We start from the raw sequence: 17,266 nt of genomic DNA on the forward strand, positions 1-17,266 counted from the left end.
CTTAAGTCCCCGTCTTAGAGCCCGGTGGTCACGTCGATTGCGTGACCTTCCTGCAGCGTAACGACGGCCTTCTTGTAGTCGGACTGACGGCCGATGCGACCGCGGAAGCGCTTGACCTTGCCCTTGCGGACCAGGGTGTTCACTGCCGTGACCTTTACACCGAACAGCGCTTCGACTGCGGCCTTGATTTCCGGCTTCGTTGCATCGTTAGCAACCTTGAAGACAACCTTGTTCTCTTCGGAAGCCATCGTCGACTTTTCGGTGATTACCGGGCCGACGATTTTGTCGTAGTGAGGAAGTTTGCTCATTTAAAGCGCTCCTCAAGTGCGGACACCGCAGCCTTCGTCAACACCAGGGTGTTGGCACGCAGGATGTCGTAAACGTTGATGCCCTGAACCGGCAGCACATCCAGATGCGGAATGTTGCGGGATGCCAGAGCGAAGTTTGCATCGACCTCGGCGCCGTCAATGATCAGGGCGCTGGTCAGGCCGAGCTTGGTCAGCTGTGCCTTGAGCGCCTTGGTCTTTGCTTCGGCTGCCTTTGCGTCTTCGACAATAACGATGCTGTCTGTCTTGGCTTTCGCCGACAGGGCATGCTTCAGGCCGAGGGCGCGAACCTTCTTCGGCAGGTCATGGCTGTGATCGCGAACGATCGGGCCGAATGCCTTACCACCACCGCGGAACTGCGGGGCCTTCTTGTTGCCGTGACGTGCACCGCCGGAACCTTTCTGACGGACGAATTTCTTCGTCGTGCCGGAAACTTCCGAACGGCCCAGTGCCTTGTGGGTACCTGCCTGGCGCTTGGCCAGCTGCCAACGCACCACACGGTGGATCAAATCGGTGCGCGGCTCGAGACCGAAGATCTCGTCAGACACCGTGATCGAACCGGCCGCCCCACCTTCGAGGGTCTTGACCTGGAGTTCCATCACTCACTCTCCTTCCCGGCGGCCGCAGTCGCTTCGGTTGCTTTGAAAGCACCCGGAACCGGAACGTTTTCCGGCAGCGCCTTTTTGATCGCGTCGCGGACCAGGATCCAGCCGCCCTTGGCGCCCGGAACAGAGCCCTCGACCATGATCAGGCCACGCTCAACATCAGTGCGCACAACCTTCAGGTTCTGCGTGGTCACGCGGGCATCACCCATGTGACCGGCCATTTTCTTGCCCTTGAACACGCGGCCCGGGTCCTGACACTGACCGGTAGAACCGTGCGAACGGTGCGAGATCGAGTTACCGTGCGATGCACGGCCACCACCGAAGTTGTGACGCTTCATGGCACCGGCAAAACCCTTACCGATAGAAGTGCCGGTCACGTCGACAAACTGGCCTTCGACGTAGTGGTCAGCGGTCAGTTCCGCGCCAACGTCGATCAGGTTTTCCGCGGAAACGCGGAATTCGGCCACGGTCCGCTTCGGCTCAACCTTTGCAACAGCAAAGTGGCCACGCAGTGCCTTCGGCGTATTCTTTACTTTACGGGTACCTGCACCGAGCTGCAGCGCAGTGTAACCATTTTTTTCGTCAGTGCGGTGGGCAACCACCTGGCAATTTTCCAGCCGCAGAACGGTGACCGGAACATGCTCGCCTGCATCGTTATAGATGCGGGTCATGCCCACTTTCTGAGCGATCACTCCAGAACGCATGGATGTGTCCCCTTCGACCCGGCTTAGAGCTTGATCTCGACGTCGACACCAGCGGCGAGGTCGAGCTTCATGAGCGCGTCCACCGTCTGGGGCGTCGGATCAACGATATCGAGAAGGCGCTTATGCGTACGCATCTCGAACTGATCGCGGCTTTTCTTATCGATATGCGGCCCGCGAAGCACCGTGTACTTCTCGATCCGCGTCGGCAGCGGCACGGGACCCCGTACCTGAGCACCGGTCCGCTTGGCCGTATTGACGATCTCCTTGGTGGAGGCGTCGAGAATACGGTGGTCAAACGCCTTCAGGCGGATCCGGATATTCTGACCGTTCATTGTTGTTGTTCCCAATAAGACTGCGGGCCTGCCCGCGTTTCACTTGAAAGTCACCGGCAGGCCCGGCTGTCGATTATTCGATGATGGATGCGACGACGCCAGCGCCGACGGTACGGCCACCTTCGCGGATAGCGAAGCGCAGGCCTTCTTCCATGGCGATCGGCACGATCAGCTCAACCTCGACGGAGACGTTGTCGCCCGGCATCACCATTTCCGTGCCTTCCGGCAGGGACACCACACCGGTCACGTCCGTCGTACGGAAGTAGAACTGCGGGCGGTAGTTGGTGAAGAACGGGGTGTGACGACCACCTTCTTCCTTGGTGAGGATGTAAGCCTCGGCCTTGAACTTCGTGTGCGGGGTAACAGTACCCGGCTTGCAAAGAACCTGGCCACGCTCAACGTCTTCACGTGCAATACCGCGGATCAGCGCGCCGATGTTGTCGCCTGCTTCGCCGCTGTCCAGCAGCTTGCGGAACATTTCAACGCCGGTGACCGTGGTCTTCTGCGTGTCCTTGATGCCGACGATTTCGACTTCTTCGCCAACCTTCACGATGCCGCGCTCAACACGACCGGTTACAACCGTACCACGGCCGGAGATCGAGAAGACGTCTTCGATCGGCATCAGGAACGGAAGGTCCTTCGGACGCTCCGGGGTCGGGATGTACGCGTCGACCTGAGCCATCAGCTCACGGATCGCATCGCGGCCAATGGCCGGATCGCGGTTTTCAACGGCTGCCAGTGCAGAACCCTTGACGATCGGAATGTCGTCGCCCGGGAATTCGTAGGAAGACAGCAGTTCGCGGATTTCCATTTCGACGAGCTCGAGAAGCTCTTCGTCGTCGACCTGGTCAACCTTGTTCATGAACACGACCAGAGCCGGAACACCAACCTGGCGAGCCAGGAGGATGTGTTCGCGGGTCTGCGGCATCGGGCCGTCAGCGGCAGAACAGACCAGGATCGCGCCGTCCATCTGCGCTGCACCGGTGATCATGTTCTTGACGTAGTCGGCGTGACCAGGGCAGTCGACGTGTGCGTAGTGACGGTTTTCCGTCTCGTACTCAACGTGGGCCGTGGAGATGGTGATGCCGCGAGCCTTTTCTTCAGGCGCGCCGTCGATTTCGTCGTAAGCTTTTGCAGTCGCACCGCCGGTTTCAGCCAGCGTCATGGTGATTGCTGCGGTCAGCGTCGTCTTGCCGTGGTCAACGTGGCCAATCGTGCCAATGTTAACGTGCGGCTTGTTGCGCTCAAATTTTTCTTTCGCCATCGGATTACTCCGTTTCTCTAGTTCTTCTTGACGTTAAGAGGATGGGCTCAGGCGTATTTCGCCTGAACCTCTTCGGCGACAGCCTGCGGCACCTGCTCGTAGTGATCGAACACCATCGAGTACTGTGCGCGGCCCTGAGACATGGAACGCAGGTTGTTCACGTAACCAAACATGTTGGCCAGCGGGACCATTGCGGTGATGACAGTAACGACGCCCCGGTTCTCCGTACCCGCGATCTGGCCGCGGCGGGAGTTCAGGTCACCAATCACGTCACCCATGTAGTCTTCCGGTGTAACAACCTCGACCTTCATGATCGGCTCGAGCAGTTTCGGGCCGGCCTTGGCAATACCTTCGCGGAAACCGGCACGGCCGGCGATTTCGAAGGCGAGAACCGAGGAGTCAACGTCGTGGTAGGCACCATCGATCAGGGTTGCCTTGATATCGAGCATCGGGAAGCCTGCCAGCGGACCGGAAGACATGACGCTTTCGATACCTTTGGTAACGCCCGGGATGTATTCCTTCGGAATGGACCCACCGACGATCTTGCTTTCGAAGACGTAGCCTTCGTTCGGCTCGGCCGGCTCGATGACCAGTTTGACGCGAGCGAACTGACCGGAACCACCAGACTGCTTCTTGTGGGTGTAATCCACTTCAGAAACCTTGGTGATGGTTTCGCGGTAAGCCACCTGCGGCGCACCGATGTTGGCTTCGACCTTGAATTCGCGCTTCATGCGGTCGACGATAATGTCCAGGTGCAGCTCGCCCATGCCGGCGATGATGGTCTGACCGGATTCTTCGTCGGTTTTGACGCGGAAGGACGGATCTTCAGCAGCCAGGCGGTTGAGCGCGAGGCCCATCTTTTCCTGGTCGCCCTTGGTCTTCGGCTCGACAGCGATCTCGATGACCGGCTCCGGAAATTCCATGCGCTCCAGGATCACCGGCTTCAGCGGATCACACAGGGTGTCGCCAGTCGTGGTGTCCTTCAGGCCTGCGATAGCAACGATATCGCCTGCATAGGCTACATCGATGTCTTCGCGGGAGTTGGAGTGCATCTGCATCATCCGGCCGACGCGCTCACGCTTGTCTTTCACGGTGTTCAGCAGGGACACGCCCTTGTTCAGAACGCCGGAATAGATGCGGCAGAACGTCAGGGAACCAACAAACGGGTCGTTGGCGATCTTGAACGCCAGCAGGCCGAGCGGCTCTTCGTCGGAAGACTTGCGAATGATTTCGCTTTCGGTCTTCGGGTCGATACCCTTGATGTCCGGAACTTCAACCGGGCTAGGCAGGTAGTCGACAACTGCGTCGAGAAGCGGCTGAACGCCTTTGTTCTTGAATGCGGAACCGCAGAAGACCGGAACGAATTCAGTGCTGATCGTACCCTTGCGGATAAGCTTCTTGAGCGTCTCGATGGAGGGCTCTTCGCCTTCCAGATAAGCTTCCATGACAGCTTCGTCGACTTCGACAACAGTCTCGATCAGAGCGTCGCGAGCTTCCTGAGCGCGATCTACGAGATCGGCCGGGATGTCGACAACGTCCCAGGCAGCGCCAAGGTTTTCGGACTGCCAGATCAGAGCCTTCATTTCCAGAAGGTCGATACAGCCAGCGAATTCGCTTTCAGCGCCAACCGGAAGCTGCATGACCAGCGGAGTTGCGCCGAGGCGTTCCTTGATCATCTTGACGCAGCGATCGAAATCGGCGCCCAGCTTGTCCATCTTGTTGACGAAGATCATCCGCGGGACATGATACTTGTCGGCCTGACGCCAAACAGTTTCAGTCTGCGGCTCAACGCCAGCGTTTGCATCCAGAAGGGCGACGGCACCGTCGAGCACGCGCAGGGAACGTTCAACTTCAATGGTGAAGTCAACGTGGCCCGGGGTGTCGATGATGTTCAGGCGCTTTTCTTTCCAGAAAGCGGTGGTTGCAGCAGAGGTGATCGTGATGCCACGCTCCTGCTCCTGCTCCATCCAGTCCATGGTGGCTGCGCCGTCATGAACTTCGCCGATCTTGTGGCTCTTACCAGTGTAGAAGAGGATCCGCTCAGTCGTAGTGGTCTTTCCAGCATCGATGTGAGCCATGATGCCGAAGTTGCGGTAGTCCTCGATTTTATGCGTGCGCGCCATTGCGTCAGCCCTTCGAAGTCACAAATTACCAGCGATAGTGCGAGAATGCGCGGTTGGCGTCTGCCATCCGGTGCGTGTCTTCGCGCTTCTTGACTGCGGTACCACGGTTGTTTGCTGCATCGAGCAGCTCGCCGGAAAGACGGTCAACCATCGTGGTTTCGTTACGATTGCGAGCCGCAGTGATCAACCAGCGAATTGCCAGCGCCTGACGGCGGTCGGTACGAACCTCGACCGGGACCTGGTAGGTCGCACCACCAACACGGCGGGAGCGAACTTCCACTTGCGGCATAACGTTTTCGAGAGCAGCGTGGAACACTTCGATCGGGTTCTCGCGGGTCTTGTTTTCGACAACGTCGAAAGCACCGTAAACGATGCGCTCGGCAGTCGACTTCTTACCGTCGTACATGATGGAGTTCATGAACTTCGTTACGACGATATCCCCGAACTTCGGATCCGGGTTAATTTCGCGTTTTTCAGCGCGGTGACGACGGGACATCTGATGTGCTCCTTACTTCGGCCGCTTCGCGCCGTACTTCGAACGGCGCTGCTTACGATCCTTGACGCCCTGGGTATCGAGCACACCACGGATGATGTGGTAGCGCACACCCGGCAAGTCCTTTACGCGACCGCCGCGGATCATAACCACCGAGTGTTCCTGAAGGTTGTGACCTTCACCCGGGATGTAGCCAATGACTTCGAAGCCGTTGGTCAGGCGGATTTTGGCCACCTTACGCAGAGCCGAGTTCGGCTTCTTCGGCGTCGTCGTGTAAACGCGGGTGCAAACACCACGCTTCTGGGGGCAGGCCTCCATGGCCGGCACCTTGTTCCGCTTCGGCGGATCTTTCCGCGGCTTGCGGATCAACTGGTTGATGGTCGGCATTCTTTGCCCTTTACCTTGTCCATCCAAAAATTCGTATGCAACTGCAGTCCCCCGCTGACCTTGACCCCTCCTCGGCCTGAGCCGTGAAGACATGCAAAATCGCGCCCGCGCGCTCAATGAAGAGCGGCCGGCGCTGCGAAAAACCAGAGGACCACGAGTTACCCCGCGGTCATGCAATCGACGCGTATTCGCCTATATAACCCGGCAGCGTTTAAGAGGACTGGGTCCTGCGCCTTGGTGGCGCTGGACGGGTTCGCACTTACCGCCTGCCCTTGGGATGCGCGGAAACTACTCATATGCACCCATTGCGTCAAGTGCTTTGTCGAAAAAACAGCGTTTGTGCGGGTTACAGATCCGCCATCTGAATTTCCGACATGATTTCCGCTACTTACCTGCGCCAAACGATAGTTTTCAGCACCTTTTCGGTAATATTATTGCGCTGGCGGATTCCGCATTCCGGCGGAATTCTGAATCAACTCTAACCGGAATGATTCAAATCAGGTCAGATCGGTGGCGTTTGCCAGGTCATCGGGCAACGCAGGCCCTTGATTCATGGGACCGATTCCAGACGGACCCGCCATAAACGCATTCCGGATTCGCCGGCCATAGCCCCTCACCCGCCGATATGCGCCTGATGCACGGCAGGTATTTGCGGGCGAGTGTTCTTCCAGCCTCCTCAGGCCGTGAAAGTCACGATTGCAACGTTTCCGGCAAGCGCATCCTGGTAGGCACCTTCGTAAACCGGATCATCCGGTTCGCCATCCATCACGCCGATCTGGTCGAGCTCGGCTTCCGCAAACCCCTGAGCAGAGAGCGATTCAAGTGTCTTGCGAACCGCGTCGTCGTCATCCGGCGCTGTCAGCAGCGCGTGAATGGTGATGGCGTCATCCGGCGAAGCGTCTTCGTTTTCCCAGACCCTGCCAATGACGATGTAGACCACCGGGTCCAGTTCAAGTTCATTGTCGTTCATATCATCAGGCCTCTTTTGCCTCATTATACAAGAAAGGCCGCCCGAGGGCGGCCTTTCGACAGTTCGACGGGAAACCGATTACTCGGCTGCACCGGTCATATCTTCCAGAAGGCCTTCCGCTGCACTGTCCGAAGACTGCTGACGTTGAGCTTCCTGGATCAGGTCGTCGCGATGCGTCGCGATCTGACGGATCCGCTTCATCACCCCACCGGTACCGGCCGGGATCAGACGGCCGACGATGACGTTCTCCTTGAGGCCGACCAGCGGATCGGTCTTGCCGTTGACAGCCGCATCGGTAAGGACGCGGGTCGTCTCCTGGAAGGAGGCGGCGGAGAAGAACGAGCGCGTCTGCAGCGATGCCTTGGTGATGCCGAGCAGAACCGGCACCCCCTTGGCAGGATCGCGTGCATTGTCGATCGCCCGGCGGTTGGCTTCCTCGAAGTCGATCTTGTCGATCTGTTCGCCGGAGAAGAACTCCGTATCGCCCGGATCGGTGATCTCGACCTTCTGCAGCATCTGGCGGACAATCACTTCAATGTGCTTGTCGTTGATGGTCACGCCCTGCAGGCGGTAGACTTCCTGGATCTCGTTGACGAGGTAAGCCGCAAGGGCCTCTACGCCTTTAACTGCCAGGATGTCGTGCGGAGCCGGGTTGCCGTCGAGGATGTACTCACCCTTTTCAATGGCATCGCCTTCCTGAAGATGGAAGTGCTTGCCCTTCGGGATAAGGTATTCGACGGGCTCGACACCTTCTTCCGCCGGCTCGATGATGACGCGACGCTTGTTCTTGTAATCGCGACCGAAGCGGATCGTACCATCGATTTCGGCGATGATCGCATGATCCTTCGGACGGCGAGCCTCGAACAGTTCCGCAACACGCGGCAGACCACCGGTGATGTCCTTGGTCTTGGCGCTTTCCAGCGGGATACGGGCCAGAACGTCACCAGCCTTGACCGAAGCTCCCGGCTGAACGGACAGAACCGCGTCAACGGAAAGCATCAGACGGGCGTCGGAGCCACGATCGGTCTTGGAAATGCTGCCTTTTTCGTCCTTGACGACGATAGCCGGCTTCAGATCCTGACCACGCTGCGAAGAACGCCAGTCAATGACGACACGCTTGGTGATGCCGGTCGCTTCGTCGGCCGTTTCCTGAACGGACGCACCATCGACCAGATCCTCGAAGTCCACGATACCATCGACTTCAGCAAGCATCGGACGGGTATACGGATCCCATTCGGCAATCCGCTGACCGCGCTTGACCGCATCGCCTTCATCGACATGCAGCTTGGAACCGTAGGCCACACGATGCACGGCACGCTCGTTGCCGTCGCTGTCGATGACAACGATGGACATGTTGCGAACCATGGCAATCAGGTTGCCGTCGCTGTCGCGATTGACCGAACGGTTCCGGATCTTGATCGTGCCGTCGACGTTGGACTCGATGAACGAGCTGTCGACAACCTGTGCGGTACCACCAATGTGGAAGGTACGCATGGTCAGCTGCGTGCCAGGCTCACCGATCGACTGTGCGGCGATGACGCCGACAGCTTCACCCATGTTCACGGGCGTACCGCGAGCAAGGTCACGACCATAACAGGTCGCGCAGACGCCGGTTTCGGTTTCACAGGTAAGAACCGAGCGGATCTTGATCTGCTGAACCTTGGCAGCCTCGATGGCATCAACATCCTTCTCGTCGATCAGCGTGCCCTTGGGGACAAGCAGTTCGCCGGTCTGGTTGTTGTAGACATCTTCCGCAGTCGTACGGCCCAGAACGCGCATGCCGAGCGAAGCGATGACGTTACCGGCATCGACGATCGGAGCAACGGTGATGCCGCGCGTGGATCCGCAATCCGGTTCCAGGATGATGGAATCCTGGGCGACATCCACCAGACGGCGGGTCAGGTAACCGGAGTTTGCGGTCTTCAGAGCGGTATCGGCCAGACCCTTACGGGCACCGTGGGTGGAGTTGAAGTACTCCAGAACCGACAGACCTTCCTTGAAGTTCGAGATGATCGGGTTCTCGATGATGGAACCGTCCGGCTTGGCCATCAGGCCGCGCATGCCGGCCAGCTGCTTCATCTGCTGGGGCGAACCACGAGCACCGGAGTGCGACATCATGTAGACCGAGTTCATCGGCTTCTGACGACCGGTTTCCTCATCGATCTGGACCGCCTTGATGCGGGCCATCATCTCGTCAGCAATCTTGTCGGTACATTTCGCCCAGGCATCGACAACCTTGTTGTACTTTTCGCCCTGGGTGATCAGACCGTCGTTGTACTGCTGCTCGTATTCGGTCGCGAGCGACGAGGTTTCGGCCACCAGCTTGTGCTTGGTGTCCGGAATGACCATGTCGTCCATGCCGAAGGAGATGCCGGCGTTACAGGCGTTCTTGAAGCCAAGCTGCATGATCCGGTCACAGAAGATAACCGTCTCCTTCTGACCGCAGGCACGGTAAACCGTGTCGATCATCTTGGAGATGTCCTTCTTGGTCATCAGCTTGTTGCAGACCTCGAACGGCACTTCGTGGTGCTTCGGCAGAAGCTCCGCGATGAGCATGCGGCCCGGAGTGGTCTCGATGATTTCGGAAGTCGGATTGCCTTCCGCATCGATGGACCGATAACGGCCCTTCACCTTGGTGTGCAGCGTGATGACCTTGTTGGCCAGCGCATGGTGGATCTCACCAGTGTTGCCGAAGACCATGCCTTCGCCCGGCTCACCTTCTGCCATGATGGACAGATAGTAGAGACCCAGAACGATATCCTGCGAAGGAACGATGATCGGGCCACCGTTTGCCGGATGCAGAATGTTGTTGGTCGACATCATCAGCGTACGCGCTTCGAGCTGGGCTTCCAGCGAAAGCGGTACGTGAACAGCCATCTGGTCACCGTCAAAGTCGGCGTTGAAGGCCGAGCAGACGAGCGGATGCAGCTGGATGGCCTTGCCTTCGATCAGGGTCGGTTCGAAGGCCTGGATACCAAGACGGTGCAGCGTCGGCGCGCGGTTCAGGAGAACCGGGTGCTCACGGATGACTTCGTCGAGGATGTCCCATACTTCCGGACGTTCCTTTTCAACCAGCTTCTTGGCCTGCTTAACGGTCGAGGAGAAGCCCTTGGCGTCGAGGCGCGAATAGATGAACGGCTTGAACAGCTCAAGCGCCATCTTCTTCGGCAGGCCGCACTGGTGCAGCTTCAGTTCCGGACCCACGGTAATAACCGAACGGCCGGAATAGTCGACGCGCTTGCCGAGAAGGTTCTGACGGAACCGGCCCTGCTTGCCCTTCAGCATGTCGGACAGCGACTTCAGCGGACGCTTGTTGGCGCCGGTGATGACGCGGCCGCGGCGGCCGTTGTCGAACAGGGCGTCAACGGACTCCTGAAGCATGCGCTTTTCGTTCCGGATGATGATATCCGGAGCACGCAGTTCCATCAGGCGGCGCAGACGGTTGTTACGGTTGATCACGCGGCGGTAGAGATCGTTCAGATCGGATGTCGCGAAACGGCCACCGTCAAGCGGTACCAGCGGGCGCAGATCCGGCGGGATAACCGGAACCACGGTCATGATCATCCACTCCGGGCGGTTGCCCGATTCCATGAATGCTTCGATAACCTTCAGGCGCTTGGCAAGCTTCTTCGGCTTCAGTTCGGTGGTCGCCTCGGCGATCTCCTGACGCAGCTTCTCGCTCTCGCGCTCCAGATCCATGCTCATCAGGATCTCGCGGATCGCCTCGGCACCGATCATGGCGGTGAAGGCATCTTCGCCATACTCGTCCTGAGCGGCGATGAAGTCTTCTTCCGACAGAAGCTGGTGCTGCTTGAGCGGGGTCAGGCCCGGCTCGAGAACAACATAGTTCTCGAAATACAGAACGCGTTCCAGGTCCTTCAGCGTCATGTCGAGTAGAAGGCCGATACGGCTCGGCAAGGACTTCAGGAACCAGATGTGCGCAACAGGCGCAGCCAGTTCGATGTGGCCCATGCGTTCACGGCGAACCCGCGACAGGGTGACTTCAACGCCACACTTTTCGCAGATGACGCCCTTGTATTTCATGCGCTTGTATTTGCCGCAAAGACATTCGTAGTCCTTGATCGGGCCAAAGATACGCGCGCAGAACAGACCGTCGCGCTCAGGCTTGAACGTACGGTAGTTGATGGTCTCCGGCTTTTTGATTTCGCCGAAAGACCAGGACAAGATCTTTTCCGGGCTCGCAAGCGAAATCCGGATATTGTCGAAGGTCTGTGCGGGAGCCTGCTGATTGAACAGGTTCATGACCTCATGATTCATGATCCATCTCCTTCGATGCGCGGTGGGGGAGCGAGCTCTTGCGCCCCTCCCCGCAACCGGCATTCCAAGTCATTTGTGGTCCGTAGGCGGGGTTATTCTGCGGCGTCCGCAGTTTCTTCCTCGCCGATCACGGGGACATCGGTTCGTTGCAGTTCAACGTTGAGACCCAGGGACCGCATTTCCTTCACAAGCACGTTGAAGCTTTCCGGAATGCCTGCCTCGAAGGTGTCGTCGCCACGAACGATGGCCTCATAGACCTTCGTACGGCCGGCAACGTCATCCGACTTGACGGTGAGCATTTCCTGCAGCGTGTAGGCTGCACCGTAAGCTTCAAGCGCCCAGACCTCCATTTCCCCGAAGCGCTGGCCACCGAACTGAGCCTTACCACCGAGCGGCTGCTGGGTGACGAGCGAGTACGGGCCAATGGAACGGGCATGGATCTTGTCGTCGACAAGGTGGTGGAGCTTCAGCATGTAGATGTAGCCCACAGTTACCTTGCGGTCGAACTCTTCACCGGTCCGGCCATCGTACAGAACGGACTGGCCGCTCGGGTCGTAGCCGGCAATGTTGAGCGCCTCGACGACATCGGGTTCACGAGCACCGTCGAAGACCGGCGTCGCGATGCTGACGCCCTTCTTCAGCTGCTCCGCCAGGCGTACGATACCTTCGTCATCGTATTCCTTGACGTTGTCGCCCTTCATGTTGTCGCCGTAGATCTCGACAATCTTGCCGCGCAATTCGCCGATCTCGCCTGACTTCCTGTACTCGTCGTACATTTCGCCGATCCGGTTACCCATGCCGCGGCAGGCCCAACCCAGGTGGGTTTCAAGGATCTGACCGACGTTCATGCGCGACGGAACGCCGAGCGGGTTCAGCACGATATCGACATGCGTGCCGTCTTCAAGGAACGGCATGTCTTCGCACGGGTTGATCTTGGAGACCACGCCCTTGTTGCCGTGACGGCCGGCCATCTTGTCGCCCGGCTGAAGCTTGCGCTTCACGGCAACGAAGACCTTGACCATCTTCATGACGCCCGGCGGCAGTTCGTCACCGCGCTGCAGTTTCTCGACCTTGTCGATGAAACGCTGCTCGAGACGCTTGCGGCTGTCGTCATACTGACCACGCAGAGCTTCGATTTCGGACATGAACTTCTCGTCGTCGGTGGCAAACTGCCACCACTGCGAGCGCGGGAAGTCGTTGAGAACGTCCCCGGTCAGTACGGTGTCCTTCTTGGAGCCCTTCGGGCCGGCAATGGCGGTCTTGTCCATCAGCATCTCGGCCAGACGGCCATAGACGTTGCGGTCGAGGATCGCCTGTTCGTCGTCGCGGTCCTTTGCGAGACGCTCGATTTCCTCGCGCTCGATCGCCATCGCGCGTTCGTCTTTTTCAACGCCGTGGCGGTTGAAGACGCGCACTTCGACAACGGTACCGGAAACCCCCGGCGGCAGGCGCAGGGAAGTATCGCGAACGTCGGACGCCTTTTCACCGAAGATGGCGCGCAGAAGCTTTTCTTCCGGCGTCATCGGGCTTTCGCCCTTCGGAGTGATCTTGCCGACCAGGATATCGCCCGGGTTCAGTTCGGCACCGATGTAGACGATACCGGCTTCGTCGAGGTTCTTCAGCGCTTCTTCCGAAACGTTCGGAATGTCGCGGGTGATTTCTTCCGGCCCAAGCTTGGTGTCACGCGCCATCACTTCGAATTCCTCGAGGTGGATGGAGGTGAACACGTCATCGGAGACGATGCGTTCGGACAGGAGGATGGAATCCTCGAAGTTGTAGCCGTTCCAGGGCATGAACGCGACGAGCACGTTCCGGCCGAGCGCCAGATCACCGAGATCGGTCGACGGACCGTCGGCAATGATGTCGCCCTTGTGGATCCGGTCACCGACACGCACCAGCGGACGCTGGTTGATGCAGGTGTTCTGGTTGGACCGCTGGAACTTCTGCAGCCGGTAGATATCGACGCCGGACTTGCCCGGATCGAGGTCTTCGGTCGCACGGATAACGATACGGGTCGCATCCACCTGGTCGACAACGCCAGCACGGCGGGCACCGATGGCAGCACCGGAATCGCGTGCCACGATCGGCTCCATGCCTGTACCGACGAACGGTGCTTCGGCACGAACCAGCGGAACGGCCTGACGCTGCATGTTCGAGCCCATCAGTGCGCGGTTGGCGTCATCGTTCTCAAGGAACGGAATGAGCGCGGCCGCGACGGACACGAGCTGTTTCGGCGAAACGTCCATGAGGTCGACCTTGTCGGACGGAACCATCATGTTTTCACCGGCGTGACGGCAGGTGATCAGCTCTTCGGTGAACCGGCCCTCGTCATCGTAGACGGCGTTGGACTGGGCCACGTAGTGCTTGGCTTCTTCCATGGCGGAAAGATAAACGACTTCGTTGGTAACGGCGCCGTCTTTCACTTTCCGGTACGGGCTTTCGATGAAGCCGTACTTGTTCACACGAGCAAAGGTTGCCAGCGAGTTGATCAGGCCGATGTTCGGGCCTTCCGGCGTTTCAATCGGGCAGATACGGCCGTAGTGCGTCGGGTGAACGTCGCGGACTTCGAAGCCTGCGCGTTCGCGGGTCAGACCGCCCGGGCCAAGTGCCGACAGGCGGCGCTTGTGGGTGACTTCCGACAGCGGGTTGGTCTGGTCCATGAACTGCGACAGCTGCGAGGAGCCGAAGAATTCACGAACGGCAGCAGCAGCCGGCTTCGCGTTGATCAGGTCCTGAGGCATGACCGTGTCGATTTCGACAGAGCTCATGCGTTCCTTGATCGCACGTTCCATGCGCAGCAGACCGACGCGGTACTGATTTTCCATCAGCTCGCCGACAGAACGAACACGGCGGTTGCCGAGGTTGTCGATGTCGTCGATTTCGCCCTTGCCATCGCGCAGTTCAAGAAGAACCCGGATGACTTCCAGGATGTCGTCCTTGCGCAGCGTGCGAACGGTGTCGGCACACTCCACGTCAAGACGCATGTTCATCTTCACGCGGCCAACGGCGGACAGGTCATAGCGCTCTTCGTCGAAGAACAGCGACTGGAACATCGCCTCGGCAGTGTCGATGGTGGGCGGCTCGCCCGGACGCATCACGCGGTAGATGTCAAACAGAGCATCTTCACGAGACTCGTTCTTGTCGACCGACAGGGTGTTGCGGATGTACGGACCGGTGTTGACATGATCGATGTCGAGCATCGGCAGCTCGTGGTAACCACGATCGACCAGTTCTTCCAGCAGCTTTCCGGAAATCTCGTCGCCTGCTTCAGCGTAGATTTCACCGCTCTTCATGTCGACGATGTCTTCAGCCAGATACTGGCCATGAAGGTCTTCGTCGGTCACTTTCAAGGCGGTGACGCCTTTTTCCTCAAGCTGCTTGATGGTGCGCTGAGTGATCTTCCGGCCACCCTCGATCACCACTTCGCCGCTGTCAGCGTCGATCAGGTCGTAGGACGCCTTGGTGCCCTTCAGACGGTTACCGTCAAACGGCATGCGCCAGGAGCCGTCCTTCTGACGGGTGTAATCGATACGCTTGTAGAACGTGTTGAGGATTTCCTCACCATCGAGGCCAAGCGCCATCAGCAGGGACGTAACCGGGATCTTGCGGCGACGGTCGATGCGCGCATGCACGATGTCCTTCGCGTCGAATTCGATATCGAGCCAGGAACCGCGATACGGGATCACGCGTGCTGCGAACAGCAACTTGCCGGAAGAATGGGTCTTGCCCTTGTCATGGTCGAAGAACACACCCGGAGAACGGTGCATCTGGGAAACGATGACGCGCTCGGTGCCGTTGACGATGAAAGTGCCGTTGTCGGTCATGAACGGCATGTCGCCCATGTAGACATCTTGTTCCTTGATGTCTTTCACGGACTTTGCGCCGGTGTCTTCATCGACATCGAACACGATCAGGCGCAGGGTAACCTTCAGCGGAGCCGCAAAGGTCATGTCGCGCTGGCGGCACTCATCGACGTCGTATTTGGGAGCTTCAAATTCGAAGGAAACAAATTCCAGAAGGGAAGTGCCCGCAAAATCGGAGATCGGAAATACGGACTGGAAGACCGCTTCAAGGCCTTCATTCTTGCGGCCACCGCCCGGCATCTCGTCGACCTGTAGAAACTGGTCGTAGGATGCTTTTTGAACCTCGATGAGATTAGGCATAGCCGCGACATCGCGGATCGATCCGAAATATTTACGGACCTTTTTGCGACCGTTGAACGTTTGGGTCATTGTCGCTCCTCGTATCGGCCGGGTAACGGCTTCCCGAAACGCCCCTTTTCCAATCGGGCGAGCGCCCGGGCGCTTCGGAAAACCGTCCCCCCTGGATCAACCTGCTTCAGGTGCCCTCACCTGAAACCAGACAAGTTGACCGGTCTTAGGGGCCTAGAACATCTTCATCTGCCGTCTTGCGAAAGCAGGATGCCCTAGTGGTACGTTTGCCCCGGAAACGGGAAAATCCCGCCGGGGCTAGGTACGGTCCCAGTTGCCCGGGACCGTTCAAAAGGCCGGTAGGCCTTTATTATTTCAGCTCGACAGATGCGCCAGCTTCTTCGAGCTTCTTCTTCAGCTCTTCTGCTTCGTCTTTGCCAACGCCTTCCTTGACCGGCTTCGGAGCGCCTTCGACGAGCTCCTTAGCTTCTTTCAGGCCAAGACCGGTGATTGCGCGGACTTCCTTGATGACGTTGATTTTCTTGTCGCCGGCAGAAGCCAGGATAACGTCAAATTCGGTCTTTTCTTCAGCAGCAGCTGCATCGCCGCCACCAGCAGCAACAGCAGCAACTGCGACCGGAGCAGCAGCAGAAACGCCCCACTTTTCTTCCAGAAGCTTGCTGAGTTCAGCAGCTTCCATAACGGTCAGTGCGGACAGTTCTTCAACGAGCTTTTCAAGATCAGCCATTTTTCAGTACCTTAAGTTCGAACCAGTTTTGGTTACGTGAGACAGTGTGTTTTGGACGCCTTATGCGGCCTCGTCCTTCTTGGCGTAAGCGCCGAAGACGCGGGCAAGCTGCCCGGCCGGAGCGTTGACAACCTGTGCAATCCGGGAAGCCGGGGTCTGGATCATGCCAACCAGTTTCGCACGCAGCTCATCGAGCGACGGCATGGTTGCCAGAGACTTGACCCCATCCGGGTTCAGGTTGGTCGAGCCAAGAGCACCACCAAGGATCGCAAACTTTTCGTTTGCCTTGGCGAAATCGACGGCTGCTTTCGGAGCGGCTACCGGATCGTCGGAATGGACGATAACGGTCGGGCCCTGAAACAGGTCGGAGATGTGCTCAAGGTCGGTGCCTTGAAGGGCGAGTTTGACAAGGCGGTTTTTTGCGACTTTTACAGTGCCGCCGGCTTCGCGCACGGATGCCCGCAGTGCGGTCATCTGAGCTACCGAAAGGCCTGCATAGTGCGCGACGACGACAACACCGGTGTTACCCAGCTCGGCGTTGAGGGCCGACACGAACTCGTGCTTTTCCGCTCTTTCCACTTGCCTTCTCCATTTGGCGGCTGTGACGCCGCCGGTTTACCTTGCCGCCTGGCAGATGGTCCCGAACCCGGTAACCGCCTGTCCTGGCGACGCTCAGGGTCCTGTCCCCTCACCTTCGCGCCAGAAGCGCTCGGCAAGGTCTGGTTCGAACCAGGTTTTCCACCGGATCGGTGGGAAATTCGGTTCTCACCCATCTATGCAGGCCTTGTTCGGCTTAAGCCGGTTTCCCGGCACCTGCAGTCTCGGACAGGGCAACCCGGCAGCAAGCCGCCGGGTCTATTCGGCCTTTCGGCCGAAATCTCGTAT

13 protein-coding genes are annotated in these 17,266 nt (G+C 58.6%); all 13 read right to left on the bottom strand.

The window, feature by feature from the left end; all coding sequences use genetic code 11:
- Nucleotides 1-14: 14 nt before the first annotated feature.
- The 13 genes from ACVDG9_RS14250 to rplJ all read right to left on the bottom strand — a co-directional run bounded on the left by ACVDG9_RS14250 (nt 15) and on the right by rplJ (nt 16,960).
- Complete coding sequence (locus ACVDG9_RS14250) at nt 15-308, bottom strand: 50S ribosomal protein L23 (protein WP_006936452.1); 294 nt, start codon at nt 306-308, stop codon at nt 15-17.
- Complete coding sequence (gene rplD / locus ACVDG9_RS14255; protein ID WP_055654717.1) at nt 305-925, bottom strand: 50S ribosomal protein L4; 621 nt, start codon at nt 923-925, stop codon at nt 305-307. Before rplD ends, ACVDG9_RS14250 begins: the two co-directional genes overlap by 4 nt.
- On the bottom strand, nt 925-1,635 hold the full coding sequence (gene rplC / locus ACVDG9_RS14260) for a 50S ribosomal protein L3 (protein ID WP_031268311.1): 711 nt from the start codon (nt 1,633-1,635) through the stop codon (nt 925-927). The genes rplD and rplC overlap by 1 nt, the downstream gene beginning before the upstream one ends.
- Nucleotides 1,636-1,658: 23 nt before the next feature.
- Nucleotides 1,659-1,967: a 30S ribosomal protein S10 gene (gene rpsJ / locus ACVDG9_RS14265; RefSeq protein WP_006936455.1), complete on the bottom strand. Its 309-nt coding sequence runs from the start codon at nt 1,965-1,967 to the stop codon at nt 1,659-1,661.
- Nucleotides 1,968-2,040: 73 nt separating this feature from the next.
- Nucleotides 2,041-3,231, bottom strand: coding sequence for an elongation factor Tu (tuf, locus tag ACVDG9_RS14270; RefSeq protein WP_006936456.1), 1,191 nt, complete (start codon nt 3,229-3,231; stop codon nt 2,041-2,043).
- A 47-nt stretch (nt 3,232-3,278) separates the two neighbouring features.
- Nucleotides 3,279-5,354 carry an elongation factor G gene (gene fusA / locus ACVDG9_RS14275; protein WP_055654719.1) on the bottom strand — a complete coding sequence of 692 codons (2,076 nt, stop codon included), beginning with the start codon at nt 5,352-5,354 and terminating at the stop codon, nt 3,279-3,281.
- 25 nt (nt 5,355-5,379) lie between these two features.
- A complete protein-coding gene (gene rpsG, locus ACVDG9_RS14280; RefSeq protein ID WP_023001588.1) occupies nt 5,380-5,850 on the bottom strand; it encodes a 30S ribosomal protein S7 in 471 nt (156 codons plus the stop codon).
- 12 nt (nt 5,851-5,862) lie between these two features.
- Nucleotides 5,863-6,234 carry a 30S ribosomal protein S12 gene (gene rpsL / locus ACVDG9_RS14285; protein ID WP_006936459.1) on the bottom strand — a complete coding sequence of 124 codons (372 nt, stop codon included), beginning with the start codon at nt 6,232-6,234 and terminating at the stop codon, nt 5,863-5,865.
- A 676-nt stretch (nt 6,235-6,910) separates the two neighbouring features.
- Entirely contained in the window at nt 6,911-7,204 is a 294-nt protein-coding gene (locus ACVDG9_RS14290) for a hypothetical protein (protein WP_023001587.1), read from the bottom strand.
- A 78-nt stretch (nt 7,205-7,282) separates the two neighbouring features.
- The gene (rpoC, locus tag ACVDG9_RS14295) at nt 7,283-11,482 is read right to left on the bottom strand and encodes a DNA-directed RNA polymerase subunit beta' (protein WP_055654721.1); all 4,200 of its coding nucleotides are present in this window, start codon (nt 11,480-11,482) and stop codon (nt 7,283-7,285) included.
- 92 nt (nt 11,483-11,574) lie between these two features.
- Complete coding sequence (rpoB, locus tag ACVDG9_RS14300) at nt 11,575-15,714, bottom strand: DNA-directed RNA polymerase subunit beta (protein ID WP_031269576.1); 4,140 nt, start codon at nt 15,712-15,714, stop codon at nt 11,575-11,577.
- 289 nt (nt 15,715-16,003) lie between these two features.
- Nucleotides 16,004-16,381 (bottom strand): 50S ribosomal protein L7/L12, encoded by a 378-nt coding sequence (rplL, locus tag ACVDG9_RS14305; RefSeq protein WP_023001584.1) that lies wholly within the window; start codon nt 16,379-16,381, stop codon nt 16,004-16,006.
- Between the two features lie 60 nt (nt 16,382-16,441).
- Nucleotides 16,442-16,960 (bottom strand): 50S ribosomal protein L10, encoded by a 519-nt coding sequence (gene rplJ / locus ACVDG9_RS14310; RefSeq protein WP_023001583.1) that lies wholly within the window; start codon nt 16,958-16,960, stop codon nt 16,442-16,444.
- Between the last annotated feature and the right edge of the window lie 306 nt (nt 16,961-17,266).

This window comes from Roseibium sp. RP-7, assembly GCF_053005225.1.